Source organism: Acinetobacter sp. TW_SC_4 (assembly GCF_054861205.1).
Genome location: NZ_CM142174.1, coordinates 2,844,427 through 2,869,985, shown reverse-complemented (window position 1 = coordinate 2,869,985; position 25,559 = coordinate 2,844,427). Strand labels below are relative to the sequence as shown.

The 25,559-nt window shown below is 42.6% G+C and carries 26 protein-coding genes; 14 read left to right on the top strand and 12 right to left on the bottom strand.

Translation table 11 applies throughout. The features are described from left to right. Nucleotides 1–9: 9 nt before the first annotated feature. On the bottom strand, nucleotides 10–756 hold the full coding sequence (locus ACWM1W_RS14030) for an IS5 family transposase (protein WP_261634917.1): 747 nt from the start codon (nucleotides 754–756) through the stop codon (nucleotides 10–12). Nucleotides 757–1,025: 269 nt separating this feature from the next. On the opposite strand from ACWM1W_RS14030, the gene ACWM1W_RS14025 reads away from it, so the two are divergent. The 3 genes from ACWM1W_RS14025 to ACWM1W_RS14015 are packed head-to-tail and all read left to right on the top strand — an operon-like array spanning nucleotide 1,026 to nucleotide 5,377. Further along, a complete protein-coding gene (locus tag ACWM1W_RS14025; RefSeq protein ID WP_461603274.1) occupies nucleotides 1,026–3,815 on the top strand; it encodes a type VI secretion system Vgr family protein in 2,790 nt (929 codons plus the stop codon). Further along, nucleotides 3,812–4,930 (top strand): thiamine pyrophosphate-dependent enzyme, encoded by a 1,119-nt coding sequence (locus ACWM1W_RS14020; RefSeq protein ID WP_104426669.1) that lies wholly within the window; start codon nucleotides 3,812–3,814, stop codon nucleotides 4,928–4,930. The genes ACWM1W_RS14025 and ACWM1W_RS14020 overlap by 4 nt, the downstream gene beginning before the upstream one ends. Before the next feature lie 18 nt (nucleotides 4,931–4,948). Further along, nucleotides 4,949–5,377 carry a hypothetical protein gene (locus ACWM1W_RS14015; RefSeq protein ID WP_004781752.1) on the top strand — a complete coding sequence of 143 codons (429 nt, stop codon included), beginning with the start codon at nucleotides 4,949–4,951 and terminating at the stop codon, nucleotides 5,375–5,377. Nucleotides 5,378–5,488: 111 nt separating this feature from the next. Here the strand turns inward: ACWM1W_RS14015 and ACWM1W_RS14010 are convergent, their stop codons facing one another. Further along, nucleotides 5,489–7,201 (bottom strand): electron transfer flavoprotein-ubiquinone oxidoreductase, encoded by a 1,713-nt coding sequence (locus tag ACWM1W_RS14010; RefSeq protein WP_004781753.1) that lies wholly within the window; start codon nucleotides 7,199–7,201, stop codon nucleotides 5,489–5,491. 187 nt (nucleotides 7,202–7,388) lie between these two features. Here ACWM1W_RS14010 and ACWM1W_RS14005 point away from each other — a divergent pair, with 187 nt between their 5' ends. The 5 genes from ACWM1W_RS14005 to ACWM1W_RS13985 all read left to right on the top strand — a co-directional run bounded on the left by ACWM1W_RS14005 (nucleotide 7,389) and on the right by ACWM1W_RS13985 (nucleotide 11,817). Beyond that, complete coding sequence (locus ACWM1W_RS14005) at nucleotides 7,389–8,000, top strand: DUF1285 domain-containing protein (RefSeq protein ID WP_004781755.1); 612 nt, start codon at nucleotides 7,389–7,391, stop codon at nucleotides 7,998–8,000. A gap of 49 nt (nucleotides 8,001–8,049) precedes the next feature. Beyond that, nucleotides 8,050–8,928 carry a glutamate racemase gene (gene murI / locus ACWM1W_RS14000; RefSeq protein ID WP_034169818.1) on the top strand — a complete coding sequence of 293 codons (879 nt, stop codon included), beginning with the start codon at nucleotides 8,050–8,052 and terminating at the stop codon, nucleotides 8,926–8,928. Nucleotides 8,929–9,043: 115 nt separating this feature from the next. After that, nucleotides 9,044–10,072, top strand: a complete 1,029-nt coding sequence (locus ACWM1W_RS13995; protein WP_004781759.1) for a DUF4062 domain-containing protein — start codon at nucleotides 9,044–9,046, stop codon at nucleotides 10,070–10,072. Nucleotides 10,073–10,137: 65 nt separating this feature from the next. Continuing rightward, nucleotides 10,138–11,151, top strand: coding sequence for a ferrochelatase (gene hemH / locus ACWM1W_RS13990; protein WP_004781761.1), 1,014 nt, complete (start codon nucleotides 10,138–10,140; stop codon nucleotides 11,149–11,151). Between the two features lie 21 nt (nucleotides 11,152–11,172). Continuing rightward, the gene (locus tag ACWM1W_RS13985; protein ID WP_208462492.1) at nucleotides 11,173–11,817 is read left to right on the top strand and encodes an MBL fold metallo-hydrolase; all 645 of its coding nucleotides are present in this window, start codon (nucleotides 11,173–11,175) and stop codon (nucleotides 11,815–11,817) included. A gap of 32 nt (nucleotides 11,818–11,849) precedes the next feature. Here ACWM1W_RS13985 and ACWM1W_RS13980 read toward each other — a convergent pair whose 3' ends face one another. Both ACWM1W_RS13980 and ACWM1W_RS13975 read right to left on the bottom strand, forming a co-directional pair. Continuing rightward, complete coding sequence (locus ACWM1W_RS13980; RefSeq protein WP_104426666.1) at nucleotides 11,850–12,032, bottom strand: hypothetical protein; 183 nt, start codon at nucleotides 12,030–12,032, stop codon at nucleotides 11,850–11,852. Nucleotides 12,033–12,186: 154 nt separating this feature from the next. Next, the gene (locus tag ACWM1W_RS13975) at nucleotides 12,187–12,363 is read right to left on the bottom strand and encodes a DNA gyrase inhibitor YacG (protein ID WP_104426665.1); all 177 of its coding nucleotides are present in this window, start codon (nucleotides 12,361–12,363) and stop codon (nucleotides 12,187–12,189) included. Nucleotides 12,364–12,447: 84 nt separating this feature from the next. Between ACWM1W_RS13975 and ACWM1W_RS13970 the strand changes: the two genes are divergently transcribed. Beyond that, the gene (locus tag ACWM1W_RS13970) at nucleotides 12,448–13,092 is read left to right on the top strand and encodes a class I SAM-dependent methyltransferase (RefSeq protein ID WP_171284756.1); all 645 of its coding nucleotides are present in this window, start codon (nucleotides 12,448–12,450) and stop codon (nucleotides 13,090–13,092) included. Between the two features lie 3 nt (nucleotides 13,093–13,095). Next, nucleotides 13,096–14,298, top strand: coding sequence for a TIGR03862 family flavoprotein (locus tag ACWM1W_RS13965; protein ID WP_461603273.1), 1,203 nt, complete (start codon nucleotides 13,096–13,098; stop codon nucleotides 14,296–14,298). Nucleotides 14,299–14,381: 83 nt separating this feature from the next. On the opposite strand, the gene ACWM1W_RS13960 is transcribed toward ACWM1W_RS13965, so the two are convergent. Together ACWM1W_RS13960 and ACWM1W_RS13955 are read right to left on the bottom strand one after the other, a co-directional pair. Next, a complete protein-coding gene (locus tag ACWM1W_RS13960) occupies nucleotides 14,382–14,960 on the bottom strand; it encodes a hypothetical protein (RefSeq protein ID WP_104426662.1) in 579 nt (192 codons plus the stop codon). Between the two features lie 15 nt (nucleotides 14,961–14,975). Continuing rightward, on the bottom strand, nucleotides 14,976–15,752 hold the full coding sequence (locus ACWM1W_RS13955; protein ID WP_104426661.1) for a class I SAM-dependent methyltransferase: 777 nt from the start codon (nucleotides 15,750–15,752) through the stop codon (nucleotides 14,976–14,978). 113 nt (nucleotides 15,753–15,865) lie between these two features. On the opposite strand from ACWM1W_RS13955, the gene ACWM1W_RS13950 reads away from it, so the two are divergent. The 3 genes from ACWM1W_RS13950 (at nucleotide 15,866) to ACWM1W_RS13940 (ending at nucleotide 18,499) form a co-directional block, all read left to right on the top strand. Beyond that, on the top strand, nucleotides 15,866–17,137 hold the full coding sequence (locus ACWM1W_RS13950) for a hypothetical protein (protein WP_104426660.1): 1,272 nt from the start codon (nucleotides 15,866–15,868) through the stop codon (nucleotides 17,135–17,137). 121 nt (nucleotides 17,138–17,258) lie between these two features. Beyond that, on the top strand, nucleotides 17,259–17,453 hold the full coding sequence (locus tag ACWM1W_RS13945) for a hypothetical protein (RefSeq protein WP_034169824.1): 195 nt from the start codon (nucleotides 17,259–17,261) through the stop codon (nucleotides 17,451–17,453). 92 nt (nucleotides 17,454–17,545) lie between these two features. Next, nucleotides 17,546–18,499, top strand: coding sequence for a 2-hydroxyacid dehydrogenase (locus tag ACWM1W_RS13940; RefSeq protein WP_104426659.1), 954 nt, complete (start codon nucleotides 17,546–17,548; stop codon nucleotides 18,497–18,499). Nucleotides 18,500–18,843: 344 nt separating this feature from the next. On the opposite strand, the gene ACWM1W_RS13935 is transcribed toward ACWM1W_RS13940, so the two are convergent. The 6 genes from ACWM1W_RS13935 to glyQ form a co-directional block, all read right to left on the bottom strand. Beyond that, entirely contained in the window at nucleotides 18,844–19,056 is a 213-nt protein-coding gene (locus ACWM1W_RS13935; protein WP_228203548.1) for a hypothetical protein, read from the bottom strand. 108 nt (nucleotides 19,057–19,164) lie between these two features. Continuing rightward, complete coding sequence (locus tag ACWM1W_RS13930; protein ID WP_104426658.1) at nucleotides 19,165–19,644, bottom strand: hypothetical protein; 480 nt, start codon at nucleotides 19,642–19,644, stop codon at nucleotides 19,165–19,167. A 232-nt stretch (nucleotides 19,645–19,876) separates the two neighbouring features. Then, complete coding sequence (locus tag ACWM1W_RS13925; protein WP_104426657.1) at nucleotides 19,877–20,266, bottom strand: hypothetical protein; 390 nt, start codon at nucleotides 20,264–20,266, stop codon at nucleotides 19,877–19,879. A gap of 88 nt (nucleotides 20,267–20,354) precedes the next feature. Further along, a complete protein-coding gene (locus ACWM1W_RS13920) occupies nucleotides 20,355–21,224 on the bottom strand; it encodes a hypothetical protein (protein ID WP_104426656.1) in 870 nt (289 codons plus the stop codon). 68 nt (nucleotides 21,225–21,292) lie between these two features. Continuing rightward, the gene (gene glyS / locus ACWM1W_RS13915; RefSeq protein WP_104426655.1) at nucleotides 21,293–23,362 is read right to left on the bottom strand and encodes a glycine--tRNA ligase subunit beta; all 2,070 of its coding nucleotides are present in this window, start codon (nucleotides 23,360–23,362) and stop codon (nucleotides 21,293–21,295) included. Continuing rightward, nucleotides 23,362–24,351, bottom strand: a complete 990-nt coding sequence (glyQ, locus tag ACWM1W_RS13910; protein ID WP_005232423.1) for a glycine--tRNA ligase subunit alpha — start codon at nucleotides 24,349–24,351, stop codon at nucleotides 23,362–23,364. Before glyQ ends, glyS begins: the two co-directional genes overlap by 1 nt. Nucleotides 24,352–24,665: 314 nt before the next feature. On the opposite strand from glyQ, the gene ACWM1W_RS13905 reads away from it, so the two are divergent. Then, nucleotides 24,666–25,493, top strand: a complete 828-nt coding sequence (locus ACWM1W_RS13905) for a transglutaminase-like domain-containing protein (protein ID WP_104426654.1) — start codon at nucleotides 24,666–24,668, stop codon at nucleotides 25,491–25,493. Nucleotides 25,494–25,559: the final 66 nt, after the last annotated feature.

The window sequence follows — 25,559 nt, the reverse complement described above, 5'->3', positions numbered from 1 at the left end:
TAATTAAACCTATAAAGGTAGCCATAAAAATATACAGGCTAAGGCAACAGAACTTTGATAATTTCTTTTGAGCTTGTCATATCGAGTAGCTATTCCTCTAAATTGCTTTAATCTACAAAACATATTTTCAACTAAATGCCTGATTTTATATAAATACCAGTCCATATGATCATTGTTCGATTGGCTATTTATTTTCTTTGGTATATTCGCTTTTGTCCCTGTTTTTCTGATCTGTTCACGCAGTGGTTCTGAATCATAGCCTTTATCTGCGCAGACCACTTTTGTCTCTTTTAAGTCTAATGTTGATATTAAATCAGGTGCAACTTTGACGTCATGTGTGGTTCCATCGGTAATCATGAAATCAACAGGATTGCCATTTGCATCAACAATCAAATGTATTTTTGAGGAGTTTCCTCCTACACTTTTAGAAATGGATTGATTCGCTATACCGGCAGAATGTTGATGAGCACGTACGTGAGAGCCATCAATAAAAATCCACTCCATATCGGGGCATGATGCTAATAATTTGAATAATCTAAGCAACTTACCACTGCTTGACCAACGATTAAAACGTTTGAAAATAGAGTTTGATTGACCGAAATAGGAAGGAATATCTCGCCACGGACAGCCTGTTCTAATTCTATAGAGAATAGCTTCAATAAAATTACGTAAGTTTGAGTTGTGATGAATAGATAAATTACGCAAAATAGTTTTCAACTTTTGCCAGTGTTGATCTGTCAGCATGGTACGAGGCATAGCGAATAGTAAAATTGGGTTTGGCGATTTGATTTTACTACTTCGCTATTTTTTAAGCTAAAAGTGTCAACACACCCTAAAATTAAAAAAACTATTTTTTTGAATACTTGATCGGCTTGAAATTCCTGACTTTCAGAAAATAAAAAATTTGATATTCAAGCCTCTTCCAGAATTACAGTGATGAATCGGAACCATGGCCAGACCAATGAACCTAGGCTGGATATAAATAATTCACTATAATGCCGTAAAAATATTTATAACAATTAAAAATGATAAAAAATCATATCGCTCAAGTATTAGAGCAATTGGGTTTTAGTGCACAGAAGCGTGCTTTGCTTGTTCAGTTTTCCCATCAAAAACTTAATTCCGAAGTTTTTCTGCAACGTATTGATGGCCAACATGCCCTGAATCAGGGACTAAAGATTGAGCTGATTTGTGTGTCGACTAATGCCTTGATTCCCCTTAAAGAATTTATTGGAACTCAAGTAGCGATAGATCAGGTTACGGATCAAAGACAGTTATTTCGCAGTTCCGGAATTATTACTGCAGCAACTCAGGGACAGAGTGATGGCGCATTAACGCTTTATAAACTCATCCTAGAAGATGCAACGTCGCTATGGCATAAACGCCGTAATAGTCGTGTGTTCATGGACAAAAGTGTCCGAGAGATTACTGAAATCTTATTCAAAGAATGGCAGCGTAAGAGTCCATTGTTTGCGGCTGCACTCAAGCTGGATTTATCCGGTTTGCAGCAAACTTATGATGTGCGTCCTTTTACTATGCAATTGAATGAAAGCGACTATGACTTTTTAACCCGTTTATGGCGTAGTGAAGGGATTAACTGGTTGATTGATGAGTCTGAGTTTATAGTCGTGCATTCATCTGCACAGATTGCAGCGCAAAAGCTTAGATTAGTTGATGATAATAGCCACTACCAAGCTTTAAGCCGCAGGGCGATCCGTTTCCATCGTTCCAGTGCTACTGAACAAGAAGATAGCATTACCAGTATTATTGCAAAACGACAGTTGCAGCCGACCGCTGTACATATCCAGCGCTGGCATGCCGATCACTTGAATCAGGAAGAAGGCGTTGGTTCAGTACAAAGCAAGCACCAGCAGAGTCAGGTTCAGGATAATGCCAGCCTGGCATTGGAACAGGCCTGGAACATCAGTCCGGCATGGGTCACTGATCTCAGGCATGCAGATCAGGCAACCCCAGCCTCAGATGCACAAATCGAAAAAATAAACCAAAATTTGCAGCATTTCTATGCTGCACAGGCCAAACAATTTTTAGCAACATCCACAGTACGTGATGCCCAAGTGGGTTACTGGTTTCGGCTGGATCAGCATCCTGAAATTGACCAGCATCCAGCAGTAGATAAAGAATTTTTAATCATCTCCAAGAAATTTTATAACCAGAATAATTTGCCTAAAGACTTAAATGAGCAGGTCCATGCTTTAATTCAGCAAAGCTGCTGGAAGATGACAGAATTCAAGGACGCAGGTGAGCGTCAGGCCAACCAGCTAGTCTTACAACGTCGCCATATCCACTTGGTCCCTGAATACCAGCCTTTATTGCAGCGGCCACAGGCCTATCCGCAACGCGCCAAGGTAGTCGGGCCAGAAGATGAAGAAATTTATGTGGATGAATGGGGGCGGATCAAAATCCGTTTTCTGTTCACTCGTCCGAATGACCATGCTCACGATGGTGGCGCAGGCAGCAATGACAGTGATACAGATTCAGCCTGGGTAGATGTTCTGACCCCGTGGGCAAGTATAGGTTATGGGGTCCGTTTCTTGCCACGCATTGGTGAAATTGTGGCCGTCGACTTTTTCGATGGCAATATTGATCGGCCTTTTGTGGTAGGTCGGATTCATGAAGGCCAGCGTTCTCCGACGAAGTTTGATCAAAAAGGACAACTACCAGACACCAAAAAACTCAGTGGTATTCGCTCGCAAGAAGTACAGGGGCAAGGCTTTAACCAGCTACGTTTTGATGATACGACTGGCCAGATCAGTATACAGTTATATAGTAATCAAGCTGCCAGTCAGCTCAATCTGGGTAACTTGAGTCATCCGAAAGAACAGGCGGAAAGTGAAGGGCGGGGTGAAGGTTTTGAACTTAGAACTGATCAATCAGGTGCAGTCCGTGCAGGTGAAGGGTTATTGATTTCGGCTCATAAACAGCAAGCTGCAGATGGTTCACATATGGATGCTGAACCAGCGAAAAGCCAGCTTGAATCAGGCTTGCAGATGAGCCAAGCACTGAGTGATGTTGCTAAAAACCAGCAAACTGATCCGCTTGAAATCTTTGAGACCCTAAAAAGCTTTATTGAGCAAATTGAACAGCAAGATCAAGACAAAGCAGCTGCCTTTAAACAGGCAATCATGATTCTGACAGCACCAAAATCCATTGCGCTGAGTACTCAGCAGGATATTCATTTGTTTGCGGAAGGTCAAATTAGCCACCAGGCAGCGGACAGTATTAACCTAAGTTCGCAGAAAAAGATTATTGGTCATGCCTCTTCTAAAGTGAGTCTGTTTGCAGCCCAACAAGGCTTAAGAGCTTATGCCGCAAAAGGCAAAGTTGAACTACAGGCGCAAAATGATGGGATGGATATTAATGCGCGTAAAGGTATCAAAGTTGTTTCTACTGAAGATCAGATCGAAATTACAGCAGCGAAGGAAATTGTTTTAACTGCGGGCGGTTCTCAAATTGAAATCAGTAGTGCCGGAATTTTGCCGACGACAGATGGTCAGTTTGAGATGAAGGCAGGACAACATCAATTTTTATCAGGGGAAAAGGTAATAAATGATATTCCCTATCTCCCTGCCTCACATAATAGTTCCTATGTTTTAGAGTTCGATGTGCGACATAAAATAAACAATAAATTATTAGAAAGCTCTCCAATTTTTAGTCTTATCGATTCTAAGGAGAATGTACGAACAGGAGAGATTCCCAAAGATGGAATTATTAGAGTTACTTCAGAAAATAAGGAAGAAAAATATACGGTTATGGTGCATAAATATGATGCAGAGATATCGGAGTTAGAAGAATGACTTATACGGCTCGTTTAAAAGTATTCTGTGATAATAAAGACCTTTTATCAAAATTAAGCTATACCTTACTAAATACGACAACTCAAAAAAGTTATGGAGGAAAAATTGATCCGAATGGTTGTACCAAAATCTATAATTGCAATAAATTAGATTTAATCTTTATAGAGTTAATTTTAAATAATTCAAAAATCGCCAGAGTGCGTGTTCCCGCACTAGAAAATGGCGAATTTAATAAATCGATATATAAATTAAAATCAACTACAGGTACAACAAAACAAGCAGAATCAAATAAAGTACCTGTTAAAGTTAAAAATGAATTAGAAATAGCACTTGAAGCTTTACATGGTACAGCACTTTACTTTAGTAATAACTTTTTAGATCATGATAGCTCCTTAAGAATTGCTTATATGAAAGCAATTAAAAAAATGAGTCATGATTACTTAAAGGATGTCGAAAATAGAAGAATGACTGTAAAAGACGCTTCGAAAGAGGCTCATACATTAAGAAATGATATTTTAGAACAGACTAGGAAAAAGAATTCTCCAATCGCGTTAGCAGTATCACAAAAAGAAAAAATAGCGGCTAAAAGTTTAGATCAATTCTTAGAATATTATGCATTGAAATTAAAAGATCCTGATAAATGGAAAAAACTGAAAGATCAGTCAAGACAAACCTTGGATAATTATGTAAAAGCATCAATAGGTACAAGAAATTCATATTTTCAGGCGCTTTCAACAGCAGATAAAAATAAAGTTTTTTATAGTGTAGTTAAAGGATCAGGGTCATCCCATGGAACCTTTGATAAAGCAGCAAAGTATATGAAACCACTAGGCAGAGTAATTGTAGTTATTTCAATTTCCTATGCTTGGTATGAGATTTATTCAGCTGAGAATAAAGAAAAGGAATTTTATAAAGAAGTCGCAACCATAGGCTCAGGAGTGGCAGCTGGCGCTGTGAGCGGCGCGATTGCAGGAGGAATTTGTGGCCCCGGGTCTCCCATATGTTCAACAGTAGGTGTAATAATTGGCAGTCTAGCGGGAGGGTATGGAGCATATAAATTAGTTGAAGCTTATGATGAAGAGTTGGAAGCTTTTACAGAATGGACTTTATTTTAATTCCAGTAGGTAGCCTGTATGTTTAAGTTTTTTAAAAGGTTAGTAAGAAAAGAAGCTAATAAAAATTTAGATGCGAATAATTATAAAACTAAAATTAAAAATTTTAGCCTAGAGCATGATCAGATTGTGGGTGTAAATATAGATGATGTAATAATAAAAATACCTTATATAGACATAGTAAGGATATCTATTATGGTTTATGAGGAAGATTTACTCCCTCAACCAATCTGGACTGTGCAAACAATAAAAGACATTATTGATATACCGAATGAATTAAATAATACAGATAAATTATTTTTTGAGGTTCTTAATAAAAAAATAGAAGGTTACAACTCAGTTCAAACCCAAGCAGAAATATTAAAAGCTATGAATGGTACCCATAACAGCCTATTTCATATTTGGCAGCGCCATGATGCAGATAAAATATTTAAATCTATTAAATACTAATTTTTTCTTGCACAAAAAAATTTAATGATGTTTATTTCATAATCTTATAAATATAAAAAAAGCCTCTAAAGTAATTAATTATTTTAGAGGCTTATGCAAGCTAACTAAGTATTACATATTCGGGTAGTTCGGACCACCGCCACCTTCCGGTGTTACCCAGGTGATATTCTGAGATGGATCTTTGATGTCACAGGTCTTGCAGTGCACACAGTTCGCTGCATTGATCTGGAAACGTTTTGAACCGTCATCATTCTCCATGATTTCGTAAACACCCGCCGGGCAGTAGCGCTGTGCAGGCTCATCCCATTTTGGCAAGTTGACATCTACTGGAATCGAAGCATCGGTCAGTTTTAAATGCGCAGGCTGGTTTTCTTCATGCACCGTATTCGATACAAACACAGAAGACAGACGGTCAAAGGTCAGCTTGCCATCCGGTTTTGGATAGTTCGGCTTGAAGTTCACTGCATCAACCGTTTTCAGAGTTTTAAAGTCTGGCACCAGATCATGCAGGGTGAATGGCACTTTAAACACGTTCTGGTCGATGAAGTTGAATGCACCACCCATCCATTGACCGAACTTGTGCATTGCCGGGCCAAAGTTACGTGCGCTATATAACTCTTCTTTCAGCCAGCTGTTGTTGAACTTGTCTGGATAAGCAGTCAACTCTTTTACAAAGAAGTCTTCACCTTCAGTCACACGTGCAATCGCCAGGTCACCACCTTTTTCCACACCGGCAGCAATCGCTTCAAATACCGCTTCACCGCAGAGCATGCCGGATTTCATGGCAGTATGTGAGCCTTTGATCTTGGCAAAGTTCAGGAAGCCCGCATCATCACCAATGAGTGAACCACCCGGGAAGGTGAATTTCGGCAGAGAGTTAAAGCCACCTTTAGTTACCGCACGCGCACCATAAGAAATACGCTTACCGCCTTCCAAGTACTGTTTAATCAGAGGATGGGTTTTCCAGCGCTGCATTTCCATGAATGGATACATGTGTGGATTTTCATAAGAAAGATCCACAATCATGCCTAACGTCACCTGGTTATTTTCAGCATGGTATAACCACCAGCCACCTGAAGAACCAGTTTCAGATAAAGGCCAGCCAGCACCGTGCATTACCAGGCCTGGTTTATGCTTGGCAGGATCAATTTCCCAGAGTTCTTTAATGCCGATACCGTAGTGCTGTGGATCAGCATCTTTGTCCAGATTGAATTTCTGGATTAGACGTTTGCCTAAGTGACCGCGACAGCCTTCAGCAAAAATGGTGTATTTGGCATGCAACTCATAACCTGGCGCAAAGTTATGTGTTGGTTCGCCATCTTTACCAATCCCCATGTCACCGGTTTGGATACCTTTCACCGTACCATCTTCATGATACAGAATTTCTGAAGCAGCAAAGCCCGGGAAGATCGATACTTCCAGCTCTTCAGCTTTCTGGCCTAACCAGCGCACCACGTTGCCCAGAGAGATGACATAGTTGCCATCATTGTGCATGGTTTTCGGCACCATCCAGTGCGGGGCTTCTTGTGATTTTTCATCTGAAAGAAGGAAGAAAGTTTTATCTTCTGTGACTGGCACATTTAAAGGCGCACCTTCTTCTTTCCAGTTCGGGAACAGCTCGTTCATGGCACGTGGTTCAAGCACAGCACCTGAAAGAATATGTGCACCGACTTCGGAGCCTTTTTCTACGACACAAACGGACAGATCATTTAAATTGTTTTCAATTGCAAGTTGACGGATCTTGATTGCAGCAGACAGGCCGGCAGGACCCGCACCTACGATCACAACGTCAAACTCCATCGATTCACGTTCGATGTGTTCCATGTAGGACTCCTCATATTTCTATTCGGTGGCAACCATAATCGGATGATTGGGTGCTGCCATGAGTGTTCTGAATTCCTAGACACAAAAATAGTAGTGTCTTTAAGCATCTGGGCTAGTATAGTTTTAAACCCAGGTTAAGCCAATTGGCTGAAACATATTATTTTTCCGTCATCAAGGTCTTCTTTATATGAATAAGTCAGCACCCGAGAAAAATCCGACGAAAAAAGTAGCTTCTAGCGATGATAAAAATTTAATGGATATCGCACAATACTTAAAAGATGCACAGGGCAGTCACAAAAGGTCAATCCCGCCTTTGGATCAATGGCAGCCAAAGCATTGTGGGGCAATGGATCTCAAGGTTTTGGCCAATGGAGAATGGTGGCACGAAGGTCAATTGATTAAGCGTCAGCCGATGATAGACCTGTTTTCAACGGTACTCTGGAAAGAAGAAGGAAAATTCTATCTAAAAACGCCGGTTGAAATGATTGAAATCGAGGTCGAAGATGAACCTTTGTTTGTGAATCAGGTGGATCAGGTCGAGATTGAAGGCAAGACTTACCTGCAATTAACCACCACAACTCAGGACATCATTATTGTCGATAGCGAACATCCTATCTTTATGCGTCAGTATCAGGATGAATTGCGTCCTTATGTGCATGTCCGTTTTGGAATCAATGCGCTGATTCAGCGGGCTGCTTTTTTACATCTGGTGGAGATGGGCGAGCTCGGTGAAAATGCTGCTGGAGAGACGGTTTTAAGCTTGAAAAGTGGTGATTTAGACTTGCATTTAAGCACCTGAGGTTTAAGCTTTGTCGCAAGGTCATTTGAAACAAGCAACTAGCAACGTTATGAGCGCTATCCAACCGATTTATCCCTTAGTAGATCCCATGCCTAAAGCCAGTGCTGATGCACCTATCGGGATCTTTGATTCTGGTGTAGGAGGGTTATCGGTTGCTTTGGAAATTGCCCGGTATTTGCCCAATGAGCGCTTTGTTTATTATGCCGACACGGCTTACGTACCTTACGGACCGCGTAAAGATCAGGAAATCCGTGACCTGACTGCGCGAGCGATTGAATGGCTGTATCGTGAAGGCTGTAAAGTTGCAGTCGTCGCCTGTAATACCGCTTCTGCTTTTAGCCTGGATTATTTACGTGAGCATTACGGTGAAAACTTTCCGATCATTGGTCTGGTGCCAGCGCTAAAACCTGCAGTCCTCAATACCCAATCCAAAACGGTGGCCGTTCTGGCCACACCTGCAACCTTTCGTGGCCAGCTGATTAAGGATGTCATGACCCGTTTTGCCGAGCCGGCAAAGGTCAAAGTGATTCCGGTGACCTGTCTGGATCTGGTGCCTTTTGTAGAAGCCGGCCAACAGATGAGTCCTGAGTGTCTAGCGACATTAACTCAGATTTTACAACCGGTTGTTGATCAGGGTGCTGATTATTTAGTGCTAGGATGTACACATTACCCCTTCCTAAAATCGTCAATTCAGTATATTTTTGGTCAAAAGCTGACATTAATTGACTCAGGATTCGCGGTTGCGAGACAAACGGCCCGAATTTTGATTAAAAATGGGTTATTATTTGAACATGAGTGCAAGGACAGTCTGAAAATCCGACTTGTGGTTAGTGGTCAAAATGCTGAACAGCTCCAGCCGATTTTAGGGCATCTGATTCCAGCCGATATTAAATGGCAGGTCAGCAATATGGAGACAGAAGTCAGCTAGGCGACCATCACTCATCTTATAATTTTCAAAGATATATTTTTATACTGGGGTCGTCATATTGTGTCAGGGCAGGGTGTAGCCGGCCAGATCAATGCGCAGTAAAAGAGGATAATCAATGCTCGATAAACGTTATCAGGTGTTTATCTCCACCTCTGGTGCAGAAATGCAGCCAGAGCGGATCATCTTGTCACAAACTTTGGTCGGCATGGGTTTCTTTTCCTGGGGGCTGGAACAACGCACTCCTTTAAATACTGCATTTGCGCGTCGCCAGATTGATGACTGTGATTATGTGGTGATTCTGCTGGGTAGCCAGTATGGTGAGCAGTCGGTTTCCGGTGTGGGTTATATGCACCTGGAATATATTTATGCTGTGACCAAGCAGAAACCGATTATTGTATTTATGCATGAAGATCCGGCTTCACGTGATCCTTCATTGCACGATACGAAACCTGAATTACAAGAAAAATTTAAAGAATTTCGTCAGTTATTGCAGCAGGAAGCTGATCAGGTCTTTTGCTATCGCACCTTGCGTGATCTGGAAATGGCGGTACGTTTGAACATGCCGCAAATGCTGGAACGCTATCCGGTAAGTGGCTGGGTACGTCCGCAGAATACTCAAGCCTTGCATGACGAGATTGACCAGCTCAAAGCCAAAGTGGCCCAACTGGAACGCGATGGGGGGACACGTGAAGTGGATCCTTTCCTGAGCCTGCCGAAAGTGTCTATGCATGAAGTTTTCTCTTTCGAATACCGTATGCATGCTTATCAGGATGGTAACTTTAAAGAGCTGAAAGTTGAGAAAAGACTGACCTGGGCACAATTGCTGGCTATTCTTGGTTCTACATTCATTAATCCAACGCCGGAGGAATTTTTCTCCAAGCGTATGAATGAGTATTTGAATGAAACCGGTCTGGCAGATGCACGAGCGGAAATGCCGCGCGCGCATGCTGTAGCCCGTGCCCAGATTAATATCCGTGCCCTGCATAGCCTGAAATTGCAAATGCGCCAGAATGACTGGATTATACCGTCGGGCCGTGATGACCGCCAACGTCTGCTTTGGCAGATTACGCCTAAGGCACAGAAGCTGCTAGACAGTAACTTGCTGGATAAAGATCGTACTTTTCAATATAAGTCAGTGTATTAATCCATATAGAGAATAAGTAAAAAGCTGTTAAAGTAAGCAGGTTGATACTACGACGGGCGTACTGCATGTTTTCTACAGCTAAACCGAAAGTTACGATTATATTGGCAAATTTAGGCACACCTGATGCACCGACTGTGCCGGCAGTACGCGATTTCCTGAAGCAGTTTTTATCTGATCAGCGTGTCATTGAAATTCCCAAGCCAATCTGGCAACTCATCCTGCGTTTATTTATTTTACCGTTCCGTCCTAAGCGGGTTTCCCGTGCCTATGCACAGGTCTGGGGCCAGGATTCACCGATGCGTGAGATTCTGCTGCAGCAGGTAAGTCAAGTAAAGGCTAAGCTCATTGAACAATATCCGCAATTTGAACTGAATGTGGTACCTGCCATGACCTATGGCAATCCCAATATTCAGGCTGTTCTTGATCAGATTTCGGCTCAACCGCAAGATCATATTATTCTGTTTCCGTTATTCCCCCAGTATTCAGCGACTTCTACCGCACCTCTGTATGATGCGGTCGCAAAATGGGTGCTGAAACAGCGCAATCTACCTGGTCTGTCGATTATCCGCGATTATTATCAGCATCCTTTATTTATCCAGTCACTGGCACAAAGTGTTCGGGATTATCAGGCGATTCATGGGCAGCCAGAAAAACTGTTGATGTCATTTCATGGTATCCCGCAGCCCTATGCCGATAAAGGTGATCCTTATGCGGATCGTTGCCGGATCACAGGCAAACTGGTTGCAGAAGCTTTAGGTCTATCTGAAGATCAATATGCAATTAGTTTCCAGTCCCGGTTTGGTAAACAGGAGTGGGTTAAGCCTTATACGGATGCCTTAATTGAAGAGTGGGGCAAACAGGGCGTGAAATCAATTCAGGTGATGAGTCCGGCTTTTTCGGCTGACTGTCTGGAAACACTGGAAGAGCTGGCCATGGAAAATGGGGAGACCTTCAAGGCCAATGGCGGGGAAAGCTACAGTTATATTCCGGCTTTGAACAACCGTGAAGATCATGTGCAATTGCTCAATACGCTGTTACAGGCTAATCTTGAAGCATTGAATCAGACGCTTGCCCATTAATCTTTTGAGGTTTCTTATCCTATGTTACAAGTCAAAATTGTTCCTGTGACTGCATTTCAGCAAAACTGCTCGATTCTTTGGGATAGTGACAGTAAAGAGGCTGTTTTGATTGATGCAGGGGGCGAACCTGAGAAATTAAAAGCGGAAGTAGAAGCACTGGGCTTAACAGTCAAGGCTTTATGGCTGACTCATGGTCATCTCGATCATGCTGGAGCAGTTGGTGCTTTAAAAAAAGTTTGGGATGTGCCGGTGATTGGTCCGCATAAGGACGATGCATTCTGGCTGGATATGATTCAGGAAGTGTCTGCCCGTTATGGCTTTCCGATTCCGGAAAAAGTAGAAGTCACGCAATGGCTGGAAGGTGGAGAAGTTCTCAAGCTGGGTGATGAAGAGTTTGAAGTACGTTTTGCCCCAGGCCATACTCCAGGTCATGTAATGTTCTATAACAAGAATCATGCTTTGTTATGGACAGGGGATGTACTGTTTAAAGGTTCAATTGGGCGGACAGATTTCCCGCGTGGCGATCACCAGCAGTTAATCGATTCAATCCAGCGCGAATGTTTTAGCCTGCCGGATGAAACCCAATTTATTTCAGGACATGGTCCGATCAGCAATATTGGTTTTGAAAAGCAGCATAACCCTTTCGTTGCAGGAAAAGCGGGTTAAAGTAGATAAAAAGATCAGCCTAGCTGGTCTTTTTATTTGTTAAAAGGATTATTTAAAGACTGACGGGTTTGTGCGTAGATCAGCCAAGTCATAATGGCAAGGAGAATTCCAACAACAATAAATAAGCCATCCTGTTGGAAAATGCCTATTCCTAATGACAATATCGCAAGTATTCCTACCCCAATTAAAATAATCTTTAGAATAATGTAGCCCATATTCTTGCTCTAAAATAATGTGATATTTCTGCGTAAGAACATAGTATTAAACTGGCATATGTGCTGTTAACTTGTGTTGGGTTTCTACAAGCCTTTTATAAAAATCATGTAATTATTTAGGATATGCTTAATGTGATAGGATCTTCTAAAAGGTTCAGTCTTCTTCAGAAGATTCAACCGCTGGAGCATCTTGGGTTGGCAGTTTGTATTCTTCGCTGGCCCAAGCGCCAAGGTCAATCATTTTGCATCGTTCCGAGCAGAAAGGGCGAAATTCATTATTTTCCCAAGTGGTCAGTTTGCCACAGCGTGGACATTTTAAAGTGGTCGACATCAGCGCACTCCCTAGAAAAATAAAGCTTCGATTAGGCAAATATAACTGCACTTGTTAGACTTATACAGTTTTTATTAGTTTGATCTGATTATGTCGATTCGTCAATTTCAAGCACAGCGTATGCATGCGCCTCGTGATTTCCAAAGTATCAGTTTTGAACCGGTTTGTGTGGAAATCGGTGCGGGCAAAGGTAAACATGCTTTGCTCTTCACTCAGACCAATCCGAACAGCAAGCTGATTGCGATCGAGCGAACTCGAGAGAAATTTTTGGCCATGCAAAAACAGCATGCGCTGGAAGGACAGCCGAATTTACAAACGGTTCATGCTGATGCCTTGCCTTGGATTGTGCATGCTCTCTATCCAGCGCAAGTCGAACAGTTCTTTATTTTATATCCGAACCCTGAGCCGCATAACCCGGCACAGCGCTGGCTGAATATGCCATTTTTTGAGTTTTTATTATCGCGTTTAAAAACTGGTGGCACGATCACTTTAGCGAGTAATATTCCTGAATATATTGAGGAGGCAGAGCAGCAGGTTCAAAATCTGTGGAAATTGCCTTTCGTTAAAGAAGTCATTGGCCAAGACTCGGCAAGAACTCATTTTGAAATTAAATATCTAGAACGTGGTGAGTTGTGCCAGCAATTGATTATTAGTAAACCGGAAGGCTATACAACGCGTTTTGATGAGTTTCAGCCGCTACAAGGGCAGAATACGAGTTCAGCGGAATAAGCCATGACGAAGCGCATTGCAATTGTGGGTGCTGGCCCGGCAGGCTTGATGGCTGCAGAAGTTCTGAGTCAGTCTGATTATGAGGTGCATGTTTTTGAACAAAAGCCTTCGGCTGCACGCAAATTCCTAATGGCTGGGAAAACTGGTCTAAATATTTCCCATGCCGAGCTAGTCGAACAGTTTGTGCAACGTTATGATCAAGTGGACTGGTTAGCGCCTTGGATCAAACGTTGGGATGCCGTATGGATTCAAAACTGGATGAGAGATCTTGGTATTGAACCTTATATTGGTTCTTCAGGTCGAGTTTTTCCTACAGAAATGAAGGCCGCTCCACTATTGCGTGCCTGGCTAAAACGTCTGACCGAGCATGACATCCAGTTTCATTATCGCCATCAAATTCTAGATCTAAAAAATCATCAGCTGCAGATTCATGATTTGAAAAATGATCGCACATTCACAGAAAACTTTGATGCGATTGTTTTGGCTTGTGGTGCAGTGTCATGGTCAAAACTCGGCAGTGATGGCAAATGGCGAGCATGGCTTGATTGCAGCGAGATTGAACCTTTCCAAGCCAGTAATGCGGGTGTGGAATATCCATGGTCCAAGTTTATGCAACCTGTATTCGGTCAGCCACTGAAACGGGTCGAAGCTTGGGTTGATGGCGGTGACAAGACTATGGGTGATATTGTGATCAGTCACTATGGTCTGGAAAGTGGTCTGATCTATAAACAAGGCCGGGGGCTGCGTCAACAGCTGAAACAGGGGCAGCCAATGCAGCTGAATCTGGATCTTTTTCCGGATCAAACCGTAGAACAATTAGCTAAAAAATTACAGCCAAGTAAAAAACAGTCTTTGAATAATATCTGGCGCAAAGCAGGCTTAGAGGGCGCAAAAGCTGCTCTAGTGCGTGAACTGGTACCAAAACCACTTTGGCAAGAAGCAGCTGAGCTAGCACAGCAAGTGAAGCATCTAAAAATATTATTAACAGGTTTCCGTCCTATGCAGGAAGCGATTAGCTGTGCAGGTGGGGTTAAACGCGAGGTTCTGTCAGAGCAGTTTCAGCTTAAATCCAATCCCCATGTGTTCTTATGTGGTGAGATGCTGGACTGGGATGCGCCTACAGGAGGCTATTTACTCACTGCCTGTTTTGCCACTGGACGTGCAGCCGCAGAAGGGGTGCAGCACTATCTGGTTCAAGCTCAATAATACGCATTCTTCAGAAAGTGAAAGTTAAATCTTAGAACTGCATATAAAATTTCAGGAAGCGTCTGCTTCCTGAACTGTATTATTTATTGTGCTGGGGCTTTATTTGCGGTAGTCATCTCTGGATATTGCGAACGCCAGCGTTCCAGTTGCTCCTGGGCATGTAGATATTTGCCTAGACCTTTTACATTTTCACTGGCTTCATTCACAGTAGTGACCTGAGATTTCGAACTATTCACCAGTTTTTCCTGATGTTCCCAGTATTGATACATTAAACCCTGAATATAACGGCCCTGTTCAGTTTTCAGCTCCAGATCTTTGAGCATATTTAGCGAAGACTGGACATGATCGCGTTGACGTTGCTGGACAAATTCCGGAGTCAGATTGTCATCATTGCGCATGCCATTGAGCTCAGCTTCCAGATCCGCGCTCATTTCCTGAAAACGTTCTTCATAGTCATTCAAGACAGCAATATCATGGGGATCATCTTCCGTTTTAGGGAAGTTTTTCACGGGTCCAGTTTTCAATTCCTGCATGATTTCCTCTGATGCAGAGTCTTCTGTTGCTTGCTGTTCTACAGATTGTGAACTTTTCTGGTCACAGGCCATCAAAAACATGGCAGCAGTGAAAAGTGCAGTTCGTGACATCAATTGAATGGTGTGCATGATTGAATCCTGTTCCTAATTATTTTTCTTGAATACATAAACATAGGTAATATAAGGGAAATTAATCATATCTTCTGCACCCTTGTCCGTATAGTTTTTGATAATTTGTTCGAATTGCTGCTTGAGCTGCTGTTGCTGTTCTTTTGGTAGTGCGGCAATAAAGCTGGTTGACAATAAGCGTTTGGAAACTACCTGCTCGACAGGGCCATGCTGCAGCTGGCGCATTTGCGTTTCAGCATAAGGCTGAAAGAGATTCTGTTCTTCAAATACTTTACGCCAGGCACCACTATGATAGCGTGGTGTATCGCCTTCCAGTGGTGCAATATAATCTGCCAGGGCTTTGACCCAGTCGACTGTAATATCTCGTTGGTTCCAGACCAGTACCAGAAAGCCTTGAGGTTTAAGTACCCGATCTAGCTCCTTTAAGGTTTCCAGATTGGAAAACCAGTGAAATGACTGTGCACAAAACACGGCATTCACGCTATGATCGGGCAGGGGAAGCTGGTGGCTCATCCCTTCTAGGGTATGAATATCCGGATGTGCCAGTTTTAACTGGGCCAGCATTTCAGGGACAGGATCAATGGCGGTGATGTGGCTGCTGAGTGGAAGCAAATAGGGAATAAATTTACCTGTTCCTGTTCCCAAATCGACAAGATCTGCATCTACAGGCAATGACAGTGTCTCGGCAAGCCATGGGCTAAGATCTGCCGGATAGTCAGGGCGTACCTGCTGATAAAGCTCAGCCGCTGCACTAAACCCCTGTTGAGCTGCAGGATGCAGTGATTGTGTCATATTTTGCGCTTTTTAATCTTTTTCATCGATATAAAATAGCATATTCACTTTTTCGGCCCTATTCATTGAGTGAATTGTTGCCGAAAAGTTAGATTCACCAGCACGGGAAAGTTATGGATAAGCAGATTGTTTTTGAAGATGAGCATATACGCGCAATTTTTATGCCGGGGTCATCTTCAGAATTGATTTTTTCATTTGGAGATTTGATTACCCGTGCCAAGGGCTTGAGCATCAATGCCGAAAAATCATTAGCGAAATTTGAATTTAATGTTTTGGGAATCATGCCCAAACAGAAATCCTGGTTTCCCAAAAGTTCCATGTGGAACATGTTGCAAGCGATTGCTGAGCTGATTGCGCCGTTTCAGCAGCGCATTGCCTATGGTGGTTCTATGGGTGGCTATGCCGCGATTAAATATTCCAATCTGCTGAATGTTCAGCGTGTGGTCGCGATGGTGCCGCAATATTCGATCGATCCGGAAGATGTCGAAGATGCCCGCTACAACATGTTTTACCAGCCCGAGCTAAATGAGGGCATGCGGATTGAGGCAGAAGATGTCAGTCCGGAACGGGAATATATTCTGGTTTATGACCCGTATTGTACCGAAGACCGGGCACATTACCTGAAACTGGAAGCCGTACTTCCGCAGCATCATGTACTGCATCTGCCATTTACTGGCCATGATGCCATCGCTGTTCTGGCCAGCTCCGAGCTGCTGTATGACTTTTTATTGCATGAATATGATGAAAGTTATTTCTACCAGAAAATGCGTCGGGTCAAGAAAAACAGCAAGTTCTATTATCGCAAGGTGATTGAGAATATCTTGCCGAGGCATCGTTTTGCTTTAGGACGTATCCTGAAAAATAATGATCTGCTGCTGGATACCCAGTTTTTTGATGCAGCGCAAAAACAGGTGATTTTGCGTGAATTGCTGAGTAATAAACAGGTCGATCAGCAGGATCTGCTCAAGCTTGGGATTCACGTCAATCTGCCGCAGGAAAAGCGTCAGTTATTGCTGGATGCCTATGGTCATGCGCTGGTCTTTAATGTCATCAGCAACAAGATCGAAAGCTATACCGGTGATGCGATTGCACTGAACCATAAATTCCTGATTCCGATTTATGCCAAAGGTAATGGCTTGCTGACCATTAACCTAAATGATGAGCGCTATCTAGTAGTGATGAATGACCGGCATATCATGAAACTGGTCAAGGAGCAGGATGAATTAAATGTAGGCATGCATCCGATTATCATGAAACGCTATGCTGATTTTTATATGTTCAGCTATAAGCATCTAAATTTGCATACAGATGAATACGGCGCTTCCGGTTTCGTTGACGCAAGTGACAAAAATACACAGTTTGTGACACGAAGTGAAATGAACTAACGAAAAATTTTTCTAAAAAACAAATACTTGACTTATGTTTGCTAAAGGCTAATATGGTCTTAGGCGGTATGATAAATAGTCACACCGCTCCCGGTTGTTTATATGACAAGGGAGTAAATATATGCAATCCATACGAGTTACGAGTATTTGTTTTATTCTTGGACTGATGCTGCCTAATTTTGCACACGCGGAAAGTGTGCATCCTGCAATGATCTTGCTCAGTTCTTCTCTTATTTTTCTGATCTTTCTCAGTGTATATGTGATTTATAAGGTGCGCCGTTCTTTGCGTAACCATATTGATAAGTCTGTAGATTAACCACTTCTGACAGTAAGTTGCTTGAAAACCCTGCAGGACTTGTTTTAAATGGCAATCAAAATAAATTGTCAAACAAGGTTGAGGGTAGCGCCATGAAAGCCGCTTATTTAGATTATGCTTCTTTAGACCAACAGGATTTGGACTTTCAGGCACTTCATGCAGTATTTGATCAGCTGCTCTTATACCCGGCCACATCGGCTACAGAGATTCAGTCCCTTGTGGCCGATGTCGATGTCATCATTACCAACAAAGTCATGATTGACGCGGCAACCATCCAGCAATGTCCTCAACTGAAACTGATCCTGATTTCTGCCACAGGCACTAATAATGTCGATCTGGCTGCGGCCAAGGCACGTGGTATTGTGGTGTGTAACTGTCAGGCTTATGGTACCTCTGCTGTCGCTCAGCATACCCTTATGCTGATGCTCACTCTGGCCACTTCATTTCTGACTTATCAGCGTGCAGTACAGCAGGGTGAATGGCAAAAGGCCAGCCAGTTCTGTCTATTAGGTGCGCCAATTGTAGAATTGGCAGGTAAGACCTTAGGTATTGTTGGTTATGGTGAACTAGGTCATGCTGTTGCCAGACTGGCAGAAGCCTTTGGCATGAAAGTATTAGTTGCCGCTTTGCCCAACCGTCCGGCAGATGACTCACGTATTCCATTTGCCGATTTATTGCCACAAGTGGATTTTTTAAGCCTACATTGCCCTTTAACGGAAGATACCCGTCATTTAATCAGTCATGCTGAACTGGATGCGATGAAACCAAGCGCATTTTTAATTAACTGTGCACGTGGTGGAATTGTCGATGAACAGGCGTTGGCTCAGGCCTTACGCGAAGGCAAAATTGCCGGTGCTGCGACGGATGTGCTTACCGTGGAGCCTCCGAAAGAGGGCAATGTATTGCTCGACGCCTCAATTTCTAACCTGATTGTTACACCGCACAATGCCTGGGGCAGTGTCGATGCGCGTCAACGCATTGTGGATCAGATGGTGGAAAATGTAGCAGCCTTTAAGCAAGGTCAGCCCATCCGTCAGGTAAATTAAAAATTATTAAATAAAAACTAAATGCTGATCGAATTCGATCAGCATTTTTTTCGGTTTTCTGGCGTAATATATTTATCTAATAGTTTTAAAAATTCACTCTGAACCAGTGCAGACCGGGGGTTAAATATAATTTCCTGATAGACGCGCTTAAATTCGGGTACCCGTTCATCGGGACGCTTGTCATAAGATGTTCGATAATGGGTTTCAAACATATAAATCAGATGATTCTGCGAGAAATAGGTAGTTCGATAGCTATAAATATCATCTCCCTGAGCCCCGATTCTTAATTTACACATATCCTTGATCCGATACAGGTCGGCATTATTGCCAGAGGCGGGTCTAAATTATGCTTGATCAAGGTTTTGAATATGCTGGATTTTTTCGCCTTCGGTTTTGTGGTTATAAGAGGCAGCCCTAGACAGGCTCGGGATGGAAGATAATTCATCATCAATCGCAGCAATTGAGGTCACGGTTTCACCTGAAACCAGTAAAGTGATGTACAGGATGGCTACGCCACACAGAATGCCGACGATAAAGCTGAAAAGAATTTTTCTCATTTTTATTATCTTCTCATGATTTTATTTGAGCTCAGTCTAAAGAAAGGCTCAACTATCTTCAATGCTTAAAAGAAAAAGCCCGTAATGGGCTTTTTTCAATGCGATGATTTAGAGATCATCTACTGCATAACTGGTCGCTGCATCGGAACTTGATTGGGGTTGTGATACCGATGAATTTTGAGTTGCGGTAGATGGCTGACTCAAAGGTTGCTGCACGATCGGCGCCTGTTGTGAATTGCCGCGCCAGACTTCCCGAGTTTGCTGAATTTTCTGACCCGTTTGCTGTGCTGCCTGAGTCGCACCCTCATCTACTTTCTGGATGGTATCTGATGCCACAGACTTGGTATTGCCCCAGGCACGGTCTACACCCGGTTTGATTTTGGCAATGCCTTTTTCAGTGACTTCACCTACTTTTTCAGCGGTATTGATGACACCTTCCTGTGCTTTATAGGCAAACACATGCAGCAGGTTCGGATTCTCACCATAAGGCGCAATCGGTTTGGTGGTCTGAGTGGTTTCGGTCTGTGCAAATACAGGTGCGCAGAACATTAAAGCTGTCGTTAAAATAATTGGGGTTTTGATATTCATTATGGATCGACCTCGAATTCGTCAAAGAGCGGTCTGAGTTTGGTTTTCAGTGTAACGGATAATCAGCCAAAAACAATGAATAAGCTGTGAAGAGAGTATAGGTTCAGCGTAGTATGATGCGAGGATTTTATAATTTTTAAGGGGAAGAAGAAATAGGTCAAATCAGAAGAAAGATTAAATTTCTATTCATTCAAATAAATAGCCCCATTTTCAAAAAAACAGGGCGATCTATTTAGTCACATTGTGTCAGGGCATCTTTAGCAAAATGATTGCGCAGAGTCACAAAGTTCTTTTGTACCGCCGCATCATGCAGGTCAAATTTTTGTGCTGTGCTGGTTCCGTCGCGTTGGAAAGTGGCTGAACCGGCATCAATCAGGGTCAGTCCTTTAAATGACCATTGTTCAACTGAACGGTTGTTGCCGATGTCGCCAGTAAATTCAATCACGCATTTGTCGAGGAATTTGGTCAGTTTCGCCTTATTGTTGGTTGTTTCTGGAATAACTTCGAGATTTTGTACTTCCTGTAATACACCCAGTTCCAGTTGTGGAATGGTGGGTTGAGATGTACATGCTGTAAGTGCGATACCCGCAAGAGTCGTCATAATGAGTGTTTGAAATTTCATGCGCTTCTTTCTTGTTGAGTGTTGTTAGGGTGAGTATATGAAATATATAGGGATATGCCTATAGCAATTGATTCTAGTATTAGATTCATTACTGAGTTACTAAATAGTGATTCACTTCGTCAAAAGTATTTTCTTCTTCAAGAATCCCTAAACTTATTAGGGGAGAATTTGATAGTAAATGATTAGTCTTAATCAGACTTATAAATTTTTCATCTAATGGAAAAATGTCATAATCAGAGCGGTAAGCATTAATATGCTCTGAATTAAATTTTTTATAATTATTTAAAATATATAATTGAATATAAATGACTACAATAATTGTGGAGGCTCTAAAGAGAGTTGAAAAGTATAAGGCTTCTTCATGATCTCCTGTAAAATCCGGATTGGGAACTACTTTTATTTTACCATGAGCTAATAAGTTTCTAATATTTGTCAAAAGATAAAAAGATGTTGATACATGATTTGAGGCTTCCTTATTATTAATAAATTTTTCAATCTTTTGATCGTTTAAGTAATTTAGCTGTAATCCTCTTTTTATAACAGCTATGTATTTTTCACAATATTTTTCCGTATATATTGGATAGCTATCTATTGAGTATTTTTCTATATTGTTTCTGAACTTAGGTATGTCAGGTTGATATTGATTTTCTTTTTTAGGAGCTATGTATTCTAGAATGTTATATAAATACATGAAGCGCGTAAGTTCCAGCATATACTTTTCATAATATTTATCATCTTCTCTGTTGAATTCATATAGATCGCATAGATAAGTTTCTAGTTCTTGATGTTCATAACTGTCAAATTTGATATCTGTTAATGCTGAGGCTAGCCTTGACCAAAGAGCTATATGTTCTAATTCTTCGATAGATTCAAGGACAAACCTTAAGTTTGTAATAGCCTGTCGTATATTGTTGTTATTTGAGAAACATATTAGGCAAGATTTATTAATTTTTTTCATATGATTTTTAAAAAGAAAACCCCACTAATTTATAGCGAGGTTTTCATTAACTTACAAGAAGTTATAACTTAGTGCTGTAACACTGAAATATCTGCAACTTTAGTGAACAGATCACGCAACTGAGCAAGTAGACGTAAACGGTTTACTTTTAGTTCAGCATCATCAGCCATCACCATTACGCCGTCAAAGAATGCATCTACTGGCGCACGCAGGGCAGCCAATGCAGACAGCGCAGCAGTGTAATCTTTAGAAGCAAACAGCGGCTCAACCACCGGTGTGATTTTTTGCAGTTCAGCGAACAATGCTTTTTCAGCATCTTCCACCAGATTGGCTTCAACCACAGCACCTTCAGGTGCAGCTTCTTTTGCAAGAATATTCGCCACACGCTTATTCGCAGCAGCAAGTGCAGCAGCTTCAGGCAATGCACGGAAGTGATTTACCGCATTTACACGTTTGTCAAAATCAAGTGGAGATTTTGGTGATAACGCTTGAACTGCTTGAATCACGTCAACATCAACGCCTTGGTCTTCGTATTTCGCACGGTAACGACCTTCAAGGAAGGTAACCGCATCTGCCAGAGTCTTGTCGTGGTCTTTCAATACATCGCCATACGCAGCTAGAGCAAGCTTAATTAGATCTTCAATTGATACATCAAGTTCGTTTTCAGTGACCAGACGCAGGATACCAATCGCAGAACGACGTAGCGCAAACGGGTCTTTAGAACCTGTAGGTGCCTGACCAATACCGAAAATACCAGTTAAAGTATCTAGACGATCCGCAAGCGCAATCGTTGTACCAGTTTTGGTTTTAGGCAGAACGTCACCTGCGAATTTAGGTAAGTATTGCTCACCTAAAGATTCAGCCACTTCATCATTTTCGCCTTCAAGACGTGCGTAGTAAGTACCCGCGATGCCTTGAAGTTCTGGGAATTCACCCACCAGCTCAGAAGTTAAGTCACATTTAGCGAGAAGAGCCGCTTTTTTAGCATCTTCATCTTTTGCTCCCGTAATCGGAGCAAGTGCGACAGCCAGTTTGGCAATACGTTCAGACTTGTTCCACAAAGTACCCAGTTGTGCCTGGAATACCATGTTTGCCAGTTTCTCTTTACGAGAAGCTAATGGCTGTTTCTGGTCTTGCAGGAAGAAGAACTCAGCATCTGACAGACGCGGACGAACCACTTTCTCGTTACCTTCAATAATTTGAGTCGGATCTTTAGACTCAATGTTTGAAACGGTAATGAAGTAAGGCTGTAATTTGTTTTCAGCATTCACCAGACAGAAATACTTCTGGTTATCCTGCATGGTAGTGATCAGGGCTTCTTGAGGAACGGTAAGGAAGCGTTCTTCAAAGCTGGCACGTAAAGCTACCGGCCATTCAACCAGAGCAGTGACCTCGTCGCGAAGATCAGCAGGAACAATCGCAATCGCATTCACTTCATCTGCTAATGCTTTTACTTGCTGATCAATGATCGCTTGACGCTCCTCAAAAGATGCAATCACTTTCGCAGCGCGAAGGGCATCCAGATACGCATCTGCATTGGTCAGGATAATCGCTTCAGGCGCATGGAAACGGTGACCATAAGTCACGTTACCTGCTTTGTGATCCTGAATGTTTGCATCAATCACATTGCTGTCTTTTAACAACACAACCCATTTCACCGGACGAACAAATTCGGTACGGCTAGCAGCAGAACGCATGCGTTTTGCGATTGGCAATTGATCCAGAGCATGTTGCAGGATTTGTGGCAGTAAAACGTCCAGACTTTGGCCTTTGACATCTTTCAGGTAGCAGACTTTTTCAACTTTACCGGCTTGGAAAGTAGAAACCTGATCAACCGTAATGCCTTGACCGCGCATAAAGCCTTCAAGCGCTTTAGTCGGTTTACCTTCAGCATCATAAGCAGCTTGAACAGCAGGGCCGTCAAAACGTTTTTGCGTATCTGCTTGAGCAGCATCAACGTTGATGATTTTTAGTGCCAGACGACGCGGTGCTGCATAAGCTTCGATTGCGTCGAAAGCAAGACCGGCATCTTTTAAGCCTTTTTCAGTTTCAGCTTTTAAAGCGTCACGTAATTTTTTCAGGCTTTTTGGTGGAAGTTCTTCACAGCCAAGTTCAAATAAAACTGTATGTTTAGACATTATTTGTTCTCCGCTGATTTTTCTGCTTGAGCCGCTTCTGCTTCAACTTGTGCTTTAAGCTGAGCCAGGACTTCGTCACGTAGGTGAGGTTCTGCCATTGGGAAACCAAGTTTCGCACGTGCAGCCACATAGCTAGTCGCGATTGAACGTGCCAGAGTACGAACACGCAGGATATAACGCTGACGTTCAGTCACAGAGATCGCACCACGCGCATCCAGCAGGTTAAAGCTGTGTGATGCTTTAATTACTTGCTCATAAGCAGGCAATGGCAGTTCAGCTTCGATTAAACGCGTTGCTTCAGCTTCGTAGAAGTCGAACAGTTCGAACATTTTTTCTACTGGTGCATATTCGAAGTTATAAGTCGATTGTTCTACTTCATTTTGATGGAACACATCGCCATAAGTCACAGTACCGAACTGACCTTTGGTCCAAACCAAGTCATAAACCGAGTCTACACCTTGCAGGTACATGGCCAGACGTTCCAGACCGTAAGTGATTTCACCAGTAACTGGGTAGCATTCAACACCACCGACTTGCTGGAAGTAAGTGAACTGAGTCACTTCCATACCGTTTAGCCAAACTTCCCAGCCTAGACCCCACGCGCCCAGTGTTGGAGATTCCCAGTTATCTTCCACGAAACGGATGTCGTGAACTAAAGGATCAATACCGATTGCCTTTAAGGAATCCAGGTACAACTGCTGGATATTGTCCGGGTTTGGCTTAAGCACAACCTGGAACTGGTAGTAGTGTTGCAGACGGTTCGGGTTCTCACCATAACGGCCATCTTTCGGACGGCGTGATGGCTGAACATAAGCGGCATTCCAGGTTTCAGGACCTAGTGCACGAAGGAATGTTGCAGTGTGGAATGTCCCTGCACCCATTTCCATGTCGTAAGGCTGTAACACGACGCAGCCTTGCTCCGCCCAGTAGTTTTGTAAGGCAAGAATTAAGCCTTGGAAGGTATCAATATGCGATATGGCGCGACTCATGGTCATCCACTTAAAATTAGAGAAAAATTGTGCTTGATTATAAGGATTTTACAGGGGAGTGGCAAAGGGTTAATACGCTGAAAATATTTTGGAAAAAATTAAAATGGTCTTCATTCATGCCAGATTTTGCGCGGCTTTGCTGCAATTTTATGCTGGAATAGCAATGGGGTGAGATCTAAAAATCAGGAATAAATCAGATGTATAACATCCTGGTCACTGAAGCGCGATAAAGTTAAACTGATCTCATACGATTGGGGTCTTAGAATTAGTTTAATCTTCACACAATATAATAATGCCTAATAATAAGGAACTTCATGGCCACTTACCAAATTCAGTGCCATTTAAAATACAAGATTGTGCAACCTACCGAATTTATTTTTATGGTTCAGGTCGCCCATCATCCCGATCAGAATATTCTCGAAGAACAGCTCACCATGAATATGCCGGTCAAGTGGCATCAATTTCGGGATGCTCAGCATCAAAACCGCCATATCCGGTTGCAACTCGAGCCCTGTGAAGCATTTGAACTGAATTATAGCGCGACAGTTACCCGTCAGCCGTGCATTCCGGTTGATCTGAGGCAAAATCTGAATGAAGTCAAAATTCCAGACCTGCCGGATGAAGTACTACCTTATTTGCTGGCCAGCCGCTATTGCAATTCAGATTTAATACTTGAAATGGCGAAACGTTCATTTGGCTGGATGACACCCGGCTATACGCGTGTAAAAGCCATTGAACAGTGGATTTATAACAATATTTTTTATGTCTCTGGCTGCTCTGACCAGTTTACGACTGCAACAGATGTACTGGTCCACCGGGCAGGGGTATGCCGTGACTTTGCCCATTTAGGTATTGCACTATGCCGTGCTTTAGGAATTCCGGCACGCATGGTGGTCGGTTATGTGGAAATTGAAAAATTTTTACCCGATTTTCATGCCATTTTTGAAGCCTATCTGGAAGGAGGATGGGTGCAGTTTGATCCGACCCGTTTGGCTCCGGTTGACGAGCTGATTCGCATTGGCACCGGGGTAGATGCCGGAGATGTGGCCTTCTCAACCTATTATGGTCAGGTCGAACTGCTCAAAATCGAACCTCTGATTAAACCTGATTCTCATAGCGAAGCTAAGGCTAAAATCACCTGACATGAATTATCTCATTGAAAATTCTATGAGGGATTGAACCGTAAAAGAGGACTAGATGGATGGCTG